Source organism: Methylococcus sp. ANG, from assembly GCF_040730495.1.
In the GTDB taxonomy this organism is placed as follows: Bacteria; Pseudomonadota; Gammaproteobacteria; order Methylococcales; family Methylococcaceae; genus Methylococcus.
The window spans coordinates 3,843,567-3,857,564 of sequence record NZ_CP160399.1 but is presented as its reverse complement, the minus strand read 5'-3'; the positions used below and the strand labels follow the sequence as shown (position 1 = coordinate 3,857,564).

At 62.7% G+C, this 13,998-nt stretch carries 13 protein-coding genes; 4 read left to right on the top strand and 9 right to left on the bottom strand.

Annotation, left to right across the window (positions count from 1 at the left end; genetic code table 11):
- Positions 1-92: 92 nt before the first annotated feature.
- The 5 genes from ABZN20_RS18880 to ABZN20_RS18860 all read right to left on the bottom strand — a co-directional run bounded on the left by ABZN20_RS18880 (position 93) and on the right by ABZN20_RS18860 (position 4,959).
- Positions 93-959 carry a cytochrome c oxidase subunit 3 gene (locus ABZN20_RS18880; protein WP_218805927.1) on the bottom strand — a complete coding sequence of 289 codons (867 nt, stop codon included), beginning with the start codon at positions 957-959 and terminating at the stop codon, positions 93-95.
- A gap of 36 nt (positions 960-995) precedes the next feature.
- Entirely contained in the window at positions 996-1,544 is a 549-nt protein-coding gene (locus ABZN20_RS18875) for a cytochrome c oxidase assembly protein (protein WP_218805926.1), read from the bottom strand.
- Between the two features lie 158 nt (positions 1,545-1,702).
- Positions 1,703-3,328, bottom strand: a complete 1,626-nt coding sequence (ctaD, locus tag ABZN20_RS18870; protein WP_218805925.1) for a cytochrome c oxidase subunit I — start codon at positions 3,326-3,328, stop codon at positions 1,703-1,705.
- Positions 3,329-3,360: 32 nt separating this feature from the next.
- On the bottom strand, positions 3,361-4,482 hold the full coding sequence (gene coxB / locus ABZN20_RS18865; protein WP_367026254.1) for a cytochrome c oxidase subunit II: 1,122 nt from the start codon (positions 4,480-4,482) through the stop codon (positions 3,361-3,363).
- A 48-nt stretch (positions 4,483-4,530) separates the two neighbouring features.
- The gene (locus ABZN20_RS18860; protein ID WP_367026253.1) at positions 4,531-4,959 is read right to left on the bottom strand and encodes a DUF2244 domain-containing protein; all 429 of its coding nucleotides are present in this window, start codon (positions 4,957-4,959) and stop codon (positions 4,531-4,533) included.
- 286 nt (positions 4,960-5,245) lie between these two features.
- On the opposite strand from ABZN20_RS18860, the gene ABZN20_RS18855 reads away from it, so the two are divergent.
- Positions 5,246-5,824, top strand: a complete 579-nt coding sequence (locus ABZN20_RS18855) for an exonuclease domain-containing protein (protein WP_367026252.1) — start codon at positions 5,246-5,248, stop codon at positions 5,822-5,824.
- Positions 5,825-5,841: 17 nt separating this feature from the next.
- Here ABZN20_RS18855 and ABZN20_RS18850 read toward each other — a convergent pair whose 3' ends face one another.
- The 3 genes from ABZN20_RS18850 to ABZN20_RS18840 all read right to left on the bottom strand — a co-directional run bounded on the left by ABZN20_RS18850 (position 5,842) and on the right by ABZN20_RS18840 (position 9,641).
- Positions 5,842-6,318 carry a protease complex subunit PrcB family protein gene (locus tag ABZN20_RS18850; protein WP_367026251.1) on the bottom strand — a complete coding sequence of 159 codons (477 nt, stop codon included), beginning with the start codon at positions 6,316-6,318 and terminating at the stop codon, positions 5,842-5,844.
- 63 nt (positions 6,319-6,381) lie between these two features.
- Positions 6,382-8,373 carry a S8 family serine peptidase gene (locus ABZN20_RS18845; RefSeq protein WP_367026250.1) on the bottom strand — a complete coding sequence of 664 codons (1,992 nt, stop codon included), beginning with the start codon at positions 8,371-8,373 and terminating at the stop codon, positions 6,382-6,384.
- 137 nt (positions 8,374-8,510) lie between these two features.
- On the bottom strand, positions 8,511-9,641 hold the full coding sequence (locus ABZN20_RS18840) for an SEL1-like repeat protein (RefSeq protein ID WP_367026249.1): 1,131 nt from the start codon (positions 9,639-9,641) through the stop codon (positions 8,511-8,513).
- A 159-nt stretch (positions 9,642-9,800) separates the two neighbouring features.
- On the opposite strand from ABZN20_RS18840, the gene ABZN20_RS18835 reads away from it, so the two are divergent.
- Complete coding sequence (locus ABZN20_RS18835; RefSeq protein WP_367026248.1) at positions 9,801-10,850, top strand: hypothetical protein; 1,050 nt, start codon at positions 9,801-9,803, stop codon at positions 10,848-10,850.
- Here ABZN20_RS18835 and ltrA read toward each other — a convergent pair.
- On the bottom strand, positions 10,815-12,143 hold the full coding sequence (gene ltrA, locus ABZN20_RS18830) for a group II intron reverse transcriptase/maturase (protein ID WP_367025431.1): 1,329 nt from the start codon (positions 12,141-12,143) through the stop codon (positions 10,815-10,817). The genes ABZN20_RS18835 and ltrA overlap by 36 nt on opposite strands.
- Before the next feature lie 510 nt (positions 12,144-12,653).
- Between ltrA and ABZN20_RS18825 the strand changes: the two genes are divergently transcribed.
- Together ABZN20_RS18825 and ABZN20_RS18820 are read left to right on the top strand one after the other, a co-directional pair.
- Positions 12,654-12,956, top strand: a complete 303-nt coding sequence (locus ABZN20_RS18825; RefSeq protein ID WP_367027585.1) for an ABC transporter permease subunit — start codon at positions 12,654-12,656, stop codon at positions 12,954-12,956.
- Positions 12,953-13,987: an extracellular solute-binding protein gene (locus ABZN20_RS18820; protein ID WP_367026247.1), complete on the top strand. Its 1,035-nt coding sequence runs from the start codon at positions 12,953-12,955 to the stop codon at positions 13,985-13,987. Before ABZN20_RS18825 ends, ABZN20_RS18820 begins: the two co-directional genes overlap by 4 nt.
- Positions 13,988-13,998 lie beyond the last annotated feature (11 nt).

Here is a 13,998-nt window from a genome sequence, read left to right as displayed (position 1 = left end):
ACCACGGCGCCCCCAAAGATAGCAGGCCACTCACATACCCCCGCTCAAAAAAAAACGCTGCCGAAGCAGCGTTTTTTTGGGACCGGCTCGTGTCAGAGCCAGTACACGAAGATGAACAGTCCGAGCCAGACGACGTCGACGAAGTGCCAATACCACGCCGCGGCTTCGAAAGCGAAATGGTGCTCCGCACTGAAGTGGCCGCGGATGCTGCGGAACAGCACGACCGTCAGGATGATCGCACCGATCGTGACGTGCAGACCGTGGAAACCGGTCAGCATGAAGAACGTAGAGCCGTAAATCCCGGAGCCGAGGGTCAAGCCCATTTCGGTGTAGGCTTCGTGATATTCGAAAGCCTGCAGGATGACGAAGAGGAAACCCAGCGCCACGGTGGCGATCAGCCCCTTGATGAGCTGGCCGCGGTTGTCGGCCAGCAAGCCCCAGTGCGCCCAGGTGACGGTGCCGCCGCTGGAGAGAAGGATCAGGGTGTTGAGCGCGGGAATGCCCCAGGCCGCCATCGGCTCGAATTCGCCGCCCACCTTGCCCGGACCGTTGGTCGGCCAAACCGCATCGAATCCCTTCCAGAGGATTTCGTTGGTCAAGCCCAGCTCGCCCTCGCCGCCGAGCCAGGGCAGCGCGTAGATACGGGCGTAATACAGCGCGCCGAAAAAGGCGGAGAAGAAGAACACTTCCGAGGTGATGAACCAGATCATCCCCCAGCGGAAGGAATGGTCGACCTGGTCGCTGTAGATTCCGGCGACGCTTTCGTGGATCACCGTACCGAACCAGCCCACCAGCATGGTCACGAGAATGCCGGCGCCGAGAATCATCATGGTCGGCCCGATGGAAAGGCCGTTCAGGTAGTTCGCAAAACCCGCCAGCAGGCTGGTCAAGCCGATGGAACCGACGATAGGCCAGGTCGCCTTGTGCGGAATGTAGTAGGAAGCTGCGCTAGTCGCCATGTAAATCCCCTGATGAATTTCGAAGAAGGTACAACTTTAGTCTTTCTGAGTATTGGAAATATCGAAAAAGGTGTACGAAAGCGCCATTTCCTTGACGTCCTTGGGCAGACCCGGATCGATCACGAAACGGACCGGCATCTCCCGGCGCTGGTGCGGTTCAAACTTCTGTTCCGAAAAACAGAAGCACTCGGTCTTTTTCAGGTACGCCGTCGCGGTACCGGGCGTGATGCTCGGTATGGCACGCCCCACCATGGGTCTGTCCGTCAGGTTCTCGCCATAAAATTTGACGGTGTAATACTGCCCGGGATGAATCTTCATCTTGGGCGTCTCCACACTGAAGGCCAACGGCATACGTTCGTTCAGCTCGGTGATGAATTCGATCGTAATCTCGCGCGAAGCATCGACGTCGTAGGCAACCTCCTCGACCGCTTCGGTGCGCACTTTTCCATTCAGGCCGGTGATTTCGCAGAACAGGCTGTAAAAAGGAGCCAGGGCAAATCCGAAACCGAACATCGCCAGTGCGACGAAGACGATGCTCCAGACGAGGCGCCCGTGTTTTTTGCTCTCGGTATCCTGATGGTTCACGACGGCGAAGACGATGAAATCACTTTATAAATGGAGAAGAGATACAGCCCGATCACGATGACGACGATGACTCCCGTCAGGATCAGATTCTTCTTGCGTAAGTCCATGGGCCTTGCCGTAGCGGACCCGCCAAAAGGCGGGCCCGAGTCACGTACCGGTTATTTGATGTCCGGCGCGGTGGTCCAGGTGTGGTATGGCGGCGGCGAAGGCAGGGTCCATTCCAGACCGTGCTCGCTCGCGCCTTCCCAGACCTCGTCCGTGGCTTTCTCACCGCCGCGGATCGCCTTGATGACGACCCACACGAAGATCAACTGGGCGAAGCCGAAGATGAAGGCTCCCACGCTCGACATCGCGTTGAACTCGGCGAACTGTACGGCGTAGTCCGGGATACGGCGCGGCATGCCGGCCAGTCCCAGGAAATGCTGCGGGAAGAACAGGACGTTGACCGAGACGGTCGACAGCCAGAAATGCAGCTTGCCGAGCTTTTCGTCATACATATGGCCGGTCCACTTCGGCAGCCAGTAGTAGGTTCCCGCGAACAGCGCGAACACCGCGCCCGGCACCAGCACGTAGTGGAAGTGCGCCACGATGAAATAGGTGTCGTGATACTGCAGGTCGGCCGGCGAAATGGACATCATCAGGCCGGTGAAACCGCCCATGGTGAACAGAACCACGAACGCGATGGCGAACAGCATCGGCGTTTCGAAGGTCATTGCGCCCTTCCACATCGTGGCGACCCAGTTGAACACCTTCACGCCGGTCGGCACGGCGATCAGCATGGTGGCATAGGTGAAGTAGAGCTCGCCCGCCAGCGGCATGCCCACGGTGTACTGATGATGCGCCCACACGATGAAGGACAGGAAGCCGATCGAAGCGGTCGCATATACCATCGAGGAATAGCCGAACAGCGGCTTGCGCGCGAAGGTCGGGATGATGGTCGAGATCACGCCGAAGGACGGCAGGATCATGATGTAGACTTCCGGATGGCCGAAGAACCAGAACAAGTGCTGGTACAGCACTGGATCGCCGCCGCCGGCCGCATTGAAGAAGCTGGTGCCGAAGAACTTGTCGGTGAGCAGCATGGTCACGGCGCCCGCGAACACCGGCATGACGGTGATCAGCAGGAAGGCGGTGATGACCCAGGTCCACACGAACAGCGGCAGCTTCATCAGGGTCATGCCGGGAGCGCGCATGTTGAACACGGTCACGATGATGTTGATCGCGCCCATGATCGACGACATGCCCAGAAGATGGACCGTGAAGATGGCGAACGGCAGGTGCGCGCCGCCCTGCAGCACCAGCGGCGGATACAGCGTCCAGCCCGCAGCCGGGGCTCCGCCATCCATGAACAAGGTGCTGGCCAGCATTACGAAGGCGAACGGCAGGATCCAGAAGCTCCAGTTGTTCATGCGCGGCAGGGCCATGTCCGGCGCGCCGATCATCATCGGGATCATCCAGTTGGCGAAACCGACGAACGCCGGCATGACGGCGCCGAACACCATGATCAGGGCGTGCAGCGTGGTCATCTGGTTGAAGAAGTTCGGGTCGACGTACTGCATGCCCGGTTCGAACAGCTCGGCCCGGATCACCAGCGCCATGGCGCCGCCGACCATGAACATGATCAGCGCGGTCACCAGGTAAAGAGTGCCGATGTCCTTGTGGTTGGTCGTGAACACCCAGCGCATGAAGCCTTTGGCCGGACCGTGATGATCGTGTTCATCGTGATGGCCGTGGGCGATATGCTCGTCATGGATGGCGTGTTCTTCGTGAGTTGCCTCTGTCATGGCTCTATGACCTCATCGAAAGCGTTGAAAAATCAGTTCCGCGCGGAAACATCCGACGGTTGAACCAGATCGCCCTTGTTGTTGCCGAAGCCGTTGCGCTGGTAGGTCACGACGGCGGCGATTTCCACGGGGCTCAGGGAGTCGCCGAAGGCGGGCATCATCTGGCCCTTGCCTTTGACGACCACATCGAGATGGGTATTCAAATCGCCTGTGGCCACCGCACTGCCCTTGATGGCCGGGAACATGCCCTGCATGCCTTCGCCGTTGGCCATGTGGCAGCCCGCGCAGCTCGCGTTGTAAACCTCTTCGCCCTTGGCCATCAGCTCCGCCATCGAGTAGGTCTTGGCGGCGTCGGCGACGGCCTTTTGCGCCTGAGCCTTCTGTGCTTCCACCCATTTGTTGTAATCGGCTTCGCTCTTGACGTCGACGACGATCGGCATGAAGCCGTGGTCGCGGCCACACAGCTCGGCGCACTGGCCGCGATAGATTCCCGGCTGCTCGACCTTGGTCCACGCGTCGGTCACATAACCGGGGATGGCATCCTTCTTCCAGCCGAACTTCGGCACCCACCAGGAGTGGATCACGTCGGCGGCGGTGAACAGGAAGCGGACCTTCTTGCCGGCAGGGATCACCAGCGGCTTGTCGACCTCCAGCAGATAGTTCGGCACCGCCTCGGGGTTGGACCGGACACCCAACTGGCGCGCCTCGTTACTCTTCGCATCCAGCGTGCTGAAGAAGTCGATGCCGTTGTCGAGGTAGGTATAGCGCCACTTCCATTGGTAGCCGGTGACCTTGACGGTCATGTCGGAGGCGCTCGTGTCGTAAGCCTCGATCATCACCTTGGTGGCCGGAATCGCCATGGCCAGCAGGATGACGAAGGGGATGATGGTCCAGATGACTTCCAGTTTGGTGTTCTCGTGGAAATGGGCGGGCACCACGCCCTTCGACTTGCGATGGTGCATGATGGAATAGACCATCATGCCGTATACGCCCACACCGATCGCCACGCAGATCCACAGGATATACATATGAAGGTCATAGATATCCCGGCTCAACTGGGTGACGCCCGGCGAGAGATTCAACGCATAGTCGGCATTCGCCTCCCCGAACGTTGCGATCCCCAGCCCGGTGATCAGTAGCTTAAGTTTTTTCACGGAGCCCTCTCCTCGGTATCTCAGGTCAATATCTTGCGGATCGAACCACTAGCCATTCGTCAATTCTTCTTTCAATTCCCGGTACAGCGCCTCGCGCTCCGACTCCACCAGGAAACGACCGATCTCTATCTTCCTGCCGTGGCGCTTCAGGCACAGCCGGCTCGGATGCCCCGCCGCCGGCCCGTCCAGACTGACACCGAGCCAGGCGCGGCGGAACCGGTAAGTCTGTTCGGGCCCCCGTATGCCGCGCTCCAGCAGGACATCAGTGTCGGTCACCGTGATCACTTCGCGCACCGCGGACTGCCTGAAAGCCAGACTGAAACAGTAGGCCAATACCAGCCATTCGGCGCCGGCAAACGGCAGGACGAACCAGCAGCCGATGAATGCGAACGCCGATCCGATGGAAGCCAGCACCAGGGCGAACCCGCCCAGCAGCAAATACGCCTGCCATCGTGTCAGCGACGCGTTGGGCTTCAAGACGATTCGCTTGCCACCTGTCTGTGGATCCCGCTCGGACTCAACCATGGAACCGGCCCGTTCCCTGTTTCAAGCGCCCGTAGGAAACCCCGTTTCAACGCCCCGCTCAGGCATCATTCGGTCATTACCCCCAGTTTTCTGTGGGAATTCACTCACGACACAAAATCCGCAGAACTTTAACGTAACAGTCTGGGCAACGCAAGGAAGGAATGGACCTGACATTTTCCCGATGTTTGACGGAACAACCCGGATTTGTGGATAGTGACTTTTGTTCAGGAGCAAGCATATGACCAAGATCAAACCGGAGGAAATTTATGTCAGCGTGGACATCGAAGCGGACGGCCCGATACCCGGCCCTCATTCGATGCTCAGCATCGGAGCCGTGGCCTACGGTCCCCACGGCAGCCCGATTGGTGAATTCACTGTCAACCTGGAAACCCTTCCAGAGGCGACTCCTCATCCGACCATGACGGAATGGTGGCAGCAGTTCCCGGACGCCTGGAACGCTCACCGCCGGAACACGCAGCCGCCGGCGGAAGCCATGAACGCCTTTGCCGACTGGCTGGAAGGACTGCCGGGCAAGCCGATATTTCTCGCCTGGCCCGCAACCTGGGATTTCATGTGGATCTACTGGTATCTGATCCGCTTCACCGGACGCCGGCCTTTTTCGGAACACGGTATCGACGTCCGATCGTATGCCATGGGAATGCGCCGCCAGACCTTCGGACGGTCGAGTAAAAATTATCTGCCCAAGCGCTGGTCTTCACCCAATCCGCACACGCATGTCGCCCTCGACGACGCCCGCGAGCAGGGCGATCTCTTCATCGCCATGTTGCGGGAAAACCTGGGAATCAGGAACGAGTGAGCGATCGTGAAGACGGTTCATTCACCCTCTGCGCACGAAATGTCGACGGTGGACGTCCGGAATTCCACCGGCAGGGCGCTACGCCGGATTTTCGCCCAGACATACGGCTGGGTCAGGACCTGCGCCGTCATGCAACCCGCTCCCGGCCGGTCAAGTACAAGGTTCACTTGGATGCGCCGGTCCTTCTCTTCAATGCCGGCAATGCCGAGACGGTAGCCTCCGCTGTTCTTGGCACCGGCGAATGCGGCGATCACCATCTCGCCGGAAAAATCCACTTGCGGCGGTGAGGGAGCGGGAACGGAACCCGCGCCATGCGAGGCCCACAGCGAGCGGAACGCTGCTTCATCGAGAAGCACCACGGTCCGCTCGTCCTCGATACCGCTTTGAGAGCCCTGCGCCAGCACCGTGAAAGGAATGGGGCCCGCACAGGAACCGGGCGACGCGGCCATGGCCGCCGCCAACACCATTCCCTGCCACACAAACGAACGTTTCATCGGCAGCCTCATGCGGGGAAGGGGCCGACAGCGCCCCTCCCCGATTCAAGAAACGCTATTGCGTCATTGCGTCACCGCCAGCTCCACGTCATCGACGAGGAAGCTGGTGGCCCGGGACGAATTCTCGACGCCCCGGAATTGGAGGCGGATGGTTTGTCCCTTGTACTCGGAAAGATCGAAGCTCCTTTGCACGTATCCCGAGGAGCGGTTCCTGTTCGAATAGGTCGCCAGGGTCTGCAACACGGTGCCGGCGGTATTGCGCACCGTCACCGTCAGCGTGTCGCGCGCCGGCGCGCTGGTGAATTCGCTGGTAGCGATCCGCAGCCAGAAACTGAAGTTCGCGGTGCAGGCGTCGACCGGCACCGTGACCTGCTGATACAGGTCGTCGGTATGCGTCGTGCCATAGCCGTTCAGCCACGCCTTCCAGTTTCCGCTGTGCGCCGGTGCCGAACTGGAATCGTCTATGACCCCCGCGGACGCGGTCCATGCCGCCGTACCGCTTTCGAATCCGGGATTCGCCAGGAGCTGCACGGTCGTGGAACATGCGGGCGAAGGTTCGCCGCTGTTCGCCGTGTCGGCGCTGACCGAATTCGAGACGGCCGAATTCCCGGCATTGTCGGTGGCGATCGCGTCGAAGACATGGGAGCCGTCCTCAACCGACGCGGAGTCCCAGCTTACGCCGTACGGTGACGATGCGTCGGTCCCCACCACATTGCCATCGACGCGGAATTCGACCTTGGAAATGCCGCTTCCTCCGTTCTCGTCCGCGGCGTTGGCGGCAAGATTCACCGCCCCGCTCAAAGTGGCCGACGCAGCCGGCGCCGTGAGCGTCACCTGCGGCGGCGTCGTGTCGACGGCGGGCGCCGCGATGAAACCCGTGTACAGCAGGCGATTGGGAGACCCCGTGCCCGCCCCGCCGACCTTGTTGAGAGTCGCGTCGGAGGTCAATGCCGATGCGACCTGTGCCGGCGTCGCGCCCGGGAAGGCTGAGAGATACAAGGCGGCAGCCCCGGCGACATGTGGCGTCGCCATCGACGTGCCGCTCATGACCTGGGTTGCGTTGTCGCCGGCGTTGCTCGCGGAAGTGATGCTGCTGCCCGGCGCGAAAATATCCAGGCAGGTTCCGTAGTTGGAGTAGCTCGCGCGGGCGTCGGAAGAAGTGGTGGCCCCCACGGTCAAGGCGGCAGCGGTGCGGCCGGGCGACTCGTTGCAGGCATTCCTGTTGGAATTGCCGGCGGCGACCGCATAGGTCACGCCCGCATCGATCGAATTCTGCACCGCGGTGTCGAGCGCCTGCGAGGCGCCTCCGCCCAGGCTCATGTTGGCGACGGCGGGAAGCTGCCGGTTGGCGGTGACCCAGTTCACTCCGGCGATCACTCCGGACGTGGTTCCCGAACCATTGCAATCGAGGACCCGTACCGAAACCAGTTTGACGTCCTTGGCGACGCCGTGAGTCGAGCCGCCGATGGTTCCCGCGACATGCGTGCCGTGGCCGTCGCAGTCGCGGGCGCCCCAACCGTCGTTGATCGCCGTATAACCCTCGCTGGCCCGGCCGCCGAACTGCGAATAGCTGGTCCTGATGCCGGTGTCGATCACGTAAGCCGTGACGCCCTGGCCCGTGGTGTTGTACGTGTAGGTGCCATTCAGCGGGAGACCGGCCTGGTCGATCCGGTCCAGCCCCCAGGTTGCGCCGGACTGGGTGGCGTGGATCGAAATGATGCCGTCCTCCTCCACCAGGGCGACGGAGGGATCGTTCGCCAGTGCCGCGGCCTCCACCGGCGACATCCTGGCCAGAAACCCCTTGACGGCGTGCCGCCAGACGTCCGCCGGCGCGGCGTTGTATATCCGGCCCAGCCGGTTCAGCAGGCCATCGAGGCCCGAAGCGCTCGCGGCTTCACTCCGGAAGATCACGATGTACTGCCCCGGAATGGGTCTGGCGGCGTGCCGGAACGTGCCCGCCTGGGCCTCGCCGGCCAACACGGTCGACAGTCCGGCGACTGCAATCAAAGGCACCGCGAAATGCCGGTTCACGAATGGTTCCCGTTCCTTGCTCATTGTTCACCCCTCTCCGCTATGTTGCCATTGTTCGGGAATCGAGTCCCGGCAGTCCGCCGGGACACCTTTCGGTATTCGTGCATCCGTCTGACGATGCGCGACTTCGAGCGTTCGAAAATCCCGGTGACTTCAGGCGGCTACCACGCGCCAAAGCCGCTTCCCTCCGGTATCTCGCCCGCCGAGGGGGCGATACGGTGGAACGCGTCCCAGCGTCTGGCCGGCCCTTCATCCGCCGCCTTGTCATACCAGCGGAACGCCTCTTCGAAATTGCGCGTCACGCCGCGGCCCTGCTCGTACATCAGACCCAGATGGAACTGCGCGTCCGCATGGACGCGCTCGGCCGCAAGCCGGAACCAGTCTACCGCTTCGGCGTCGTTGCGCTCCACACCCAGGCCTTCCATGCACAACCGCCCGAGTTCGAACTGGGCCAGCGGATTGCCCAACCCCGCGGCCCGCCGGTACCAGCGGGCCGCCTCGGCGTAGTCCTTGGCCACGCCATGGCCGGCTTCGTACATGGCCGCGAGCGCCGCCTGGGCGGCGGGGTCGCCGTACTCCGCCTGCCGCCGCCAGGTTTCCAGGGCCTTGCCGTACCAGCGCAGGGAGCCGTCCGCGTCGCGCGCCATGCCCAGCCCCAATTCGGCCATCAGGCCCAGGTTGAAACAGGCGCGGGCATGTCCCTGGAATGCGCCGGCCCGATAGCAACGAACCGCTTCGGCATAATCGCGGACGACGCCCAGACCGTCCTCGTACAAGCGCCCCAACGCCCACTGGGCATGGGCACAACCTCGTTCCGCCGAACGGCCGTACCATTTCAGAGCCTCCCGGTACCCGGCCGCGACGCCTGCTCCCGCCTCATGGCAGAGGCCGAGGACGAGCTGCGCCACGGCATCACCGCCTTCCGCGCGCGCCCGCCACTGGTCCAGCGCCACACGGTACCACTTTCCCGCCTCGCCATGGTCGGGGGGGAATCCGAGGCCGGCCTCGAGAATGAGCCCCAGTTCGAGCGCCGCCGCCGGCTCGCCTTGCGCGGCGGAACGCCGGTACCAGGCGATCGCCTGGTGGATGTCCCTGTCCGTACCGACGCCATCCCGGAAACACAGGCCGAGGCGCCGCTGCGCCCCGGCGTCCCCGGCTTCGGCTTTCGCCACCCACGCCTTGAAGGCCGCCGCAGGGTCGCCGCTCTCGAACTCGGGCGAGGCCGGACCGGCAGCGGAGGGAGAAGGACCCGTCACCTTCCCTCCCGAAACCCGTTTTCCGTCCAACTCCATTCGAATCTCCTCGCTGCGCGCCGACGCCGATCTTGCCCGACACCGGCGGACCGCACAAGTGCCAGCCTTGTCCAACGGAAGATGAGCCTGAAGGAGGGGCGTGATTCCACCGGAAGGTGAGCCTGAAGGGGTGGGTTTTGGGATCATCGGAGGATGATCGTGAAACTGCATACCCAACGCCTTCAAACCCTCGACGAGATCCGGGCCTTCCTGGAGGGCGCCTCACCGCTGGACTTCACCGTACCCTCCCGCCCGGAGGCCTATGGCTGGATCGAGTCCTCGCTCTGTCAGCTCGGCTACTTGCGCCTCGGCAAGGCCGACAAGGGGATCGTCCGGGATTACCTGATCAAGGTCAGCGGCTTCTCCCGCGCCCAGATCACCCGCCTGATCGCGCAGTACCGCCGAACGGGACGGGTACGCGACCACCGCGGTCGGCCGGCCAACGCCTTTCAGCGTCGCTATCTGCCCGCCGATGCCGTGCTCTTGGCCGAACTCGATGCCCTCCACGGCACCCTCTCCGGCCCCGCCACCCGCAAGCTCTGCGAGCGCGCCTTCCACGTCTTCTCGGATCAACGCTTCGTCCGCCTCGCCCGCATCTCCAACGGCGGCCTCTACAACCTCCGCCACTCCACGGCCTATCGACGGCAGCGCACTCACCACGACAAGACCCGACCCACGCCCGTGGCCATCGGCGAGCGCCGCAAACCCTTTCCGGACGGACGCCCCGGCTTCCTGCGCGTCGATTCCGTCCATCAGGGCGATCTCGATGGCATCAAGGGCCTCTACCACCTCAACGCCGTCGACGAGGCCACCCAGATGCAGTGCGTCGTCAGCGTCGAACGGATCAGCGAGCACTTCCTCATCCCGGCGCTCAACCCGCTCCTCGACAGCTTCCCCTTCGTCATCCGCGGCTTCCACTCCGACAACGGCTCGGAGTACATCAACCACCGGGTCGCCCAACTCCTGGAGAAACTGCGCATCGACTTCACCAAGTCCCGCGCCCGCCAGACCAACGGTAGAGTCGAGATGTGGCGCGGTGGTCTAAGGCTCGGCCTATCTGTTGCCGCCCCTTTCGTCTGGCGGTGCCTCATTAGCCTGGCCATCACCCCGTTTCCACATCCCGCTCGTCAAACCGGACGTGCGGCTTTCCCGCATCCGGCTTTCTTTCGACCCTCAGGCCTTCGCATTCAGCAGGTCAGTACGCTTTAGCGGCAGTTGGTAGAGCCTCAAGGTTTCGTAGAGATACTCGTCGGGATACTGGCGATACCCCGTTCCCTTTTTTCCGCTCCGGCGCATCAACCAGATTCGCAGTCGTCGGTCCGTGTAGCCTTGCAGGTCTCGATAGATTTTCGTGACCGGTCCTTGATTGAAGTAGTTCGCCCAGCCGCGCAGCATGGGGTTGATTTCGGCAACCCGGCTTTCGACCGTGGTGGCGTTCCACCGTGACGACGTGGCGTCGTGGATACCCTGTTTTAGCCGTTTGATCGCTTTCTTGGACGGACGGGTTCCCCAGTAAGGGCGCCCATCCTTGCCATGGAACTCGCCGAATGTGTAACCGAGAAAGTCGAAGTGCTCACCCGGTAGCTTGACCAGCCGAGTCTTCTTCTCGTTGATCGTGAGTCCCAGCCGGGACATGATCTGGCGCATGGCCTCCATGGCCGCTTCCCCCCGCCCGTTCGGGCAGAGGATCACCAGGTCATCAGCGTAATTCACCACTTCCGCCCGGAGCCTTTGGCCGAAGCCCAACTTCTGCCAGGCCAGGAGAAAACGCCGGAAGTACAGATTACTCAGCAAGGGTGAGACAATCCCCCCTTGGGGCGTGCCTCGGTTCTTGTCCTTAGCTTCTGTGGTCCGTTTCTCGCTGCCTTCGCAGCGCTCGACCACAGGCACTTTCAGCCATTGTCGAATCACCGACAGCACCGTGCCATCGGCAATCCGCCGGCTGATGCAGCGCATCAGTTCGCCATGCGGAATGGTGTTGAAATAGTCGGACAAGTCCGCATCCACCACCTCCCGCTTCCCTCGTTGGGCAATGCCGAAGTGGGTCATCCTGATCGCCATCTTGGCGTCTAAGCCTGGCCGAAATCCATACTGCCGCGGCAACAGGTCCGCTTCGAAGATCGGGCCGATCACCAGCAGCATCGCCATCTGTACCACGCGATCCCGGATCGTCGGTATGCCCAAAGGACGCTGTCCGCCCTGGGCCTTGGGTATCCATACGCGCAGCAGGGGCTGAGGTCGGTATTCGCCCGCCATCAACTCCTGCCGCAATCTTTCCAGCCATCCGTCCACACCTTGGTCTTCGATCTGTTGGAAACTGATGTCGTCGTAGCCCGGCGCACCGCGATTGGCGCGGCAACGCCGATAAGCCACCCACAGCACATCGGTCCGGCAGACCTTGTCCCACAGGCTGTAGAAGCGGAAAGCCGGTTCTGCCTTGGCTTTCGCCTGCAATGAGGTCTGTAACGTCTGAACCGTACTACTCGAAGTTGCTAGACTCACGTCAATCCCCTGGTTCTTGTCACTTTCCCCATCTCGTTTCGAAACAGGGCGCCTTCGCTCTTCCGGCATTACCCGGCCTCAGCACTACTACGCGCCCATCCGCCATCCCCGCAGGCCGGCTCTATCCCTCACGGGATCGCCGTTGCCCGGTGCCGCCGGAAACCCGCGGGGACTTCCCTTGTTGCCCATCTGATCTCTCCCATGCGTGCTGCCACCACTACCCCGGTGGAATCTTTGGGTGCCCGTTTCGCTCTCTTCCCCAAAGACAACGGCCTTCCCCGGCATTATGGTGGGTCGGCTTCCACAACGGCATTTCGAGGCCTGCTCAGTGTTCACTCGCGTTACGGCCCGCATGGCCCGCTGGTCTCCCAAGGAGACCTTTTCTCGGAGTGCTTCAGCCCGTTCGTTACCTCCCGAACCGCCCCGAGTGCTTCCGGCCGGAGCGAAAGTTGGCCGGGTCGGATTTGCACCGACGAAACAGATGCGCCTTAGCAAGGCACACACAACGCCCTGGTCGAAGCGGCGCGCGATCTGGGCGCCGGGGAATGGACCGCCGTCCGCCGCATCGTGTTGCCGCTGGCGTTGCCGGCCGTCGCCGCGGGCTGGCTGATGAGCTTCACCCTGTCGCTGGACGACGCGGTGGTCAGCTTCTTCGTCACCGGACCCGATTTCGAAGTCCTGCCGCTGCGCATCTATTCCATGGTCCGGCTCGGCGTGAAGCCGGAAGTGAACGCCCTCGCCTCGCTGCTGTTCGCCGTCTCGCTGAGCTTCGTGGTGCTCGCCCAATGGCTGCTGCGGAAGGACCGCGAATGATCCGACGCCGGCTGGCCGCATTCGCGCTCGCGGCATTCCTCGCGCCGCTCGCGGCGGGGCAGCGCGAGCTGCGCTTCTTCAACTGGTCGGATTATCTGCCCCCGGCGGTGCTGGAGAGCTTCACCCGCGAAACCGGCGTCCAGGTGCACTACGCCACCTACGACAGCAACGAAGCGATGTATGCCAAGGTCAAGCTGCTCGACGGCGGCGGCTACGACCTGGTGGTGCCGTCCACCTACATGATCGACCGGATGCGCAAACAGGGCTTGCTGCGCCCGCTTGACCGCTCGCGGCTGCCCCATTTCGGCAATCTCGATCCGCACCACCTCGACCTGCCGTTCGATCCAGGCAACCGTTACAGCGTGCCCTATCTGTGGGGGACGACCGGCATCGCGGTCAACGCCGAACGGATAGCCCCCGCCAGTCTGCACGCTTGGGCCGACCTCTGGCAGCCGCGGTTTCGCCGCGCCCTGCTGCTGCCCAACGACATGCGGGAGGTGTTCCACATGGCCATGCTGGTGCTGGGGCTGCCGGTCAATTCGACCGACCCCGCCCACATCGACGCGGCCTACCGCAAGCTGCGCGAACTGATGCCCAACGTGCGCCTGTTCAGCTCCGACGCGCCTCAGATCCTGTTCATCACCGGCGAAGTGGACGCGGGGATGATCTGGAACGGCGTCGCCTGCCTGGCCGCGCGGGAAGCCCCCGCCGTCCGCTTCGTCCAGGCCGCGGAAGGGCCTCTGCTGTGGATGGACAACCTGGCGATCCTCGAGAACGCCGAAAACCCGGAAGAGGCGCACGCGCTCATCGATTACCTGCTGCGGCCGGAAGTGGCCCGGCTGATAAGCGAGACCGTAGGCTACGCCACCCCGAATGCCGCCGCGGTCGCGATCCTGCCGCCCGAAATCAGGAACGATCCGGTGATCTACCCGCCGGCAAGCGTGATCGGACGTGGGGAGTACCAGGTCGACCTGGGCGAGGCGATCGGGCTCTACACCGAATACTGGGAGAGGCTGAAAGCCGGGCAGTGATGGCTATAGGG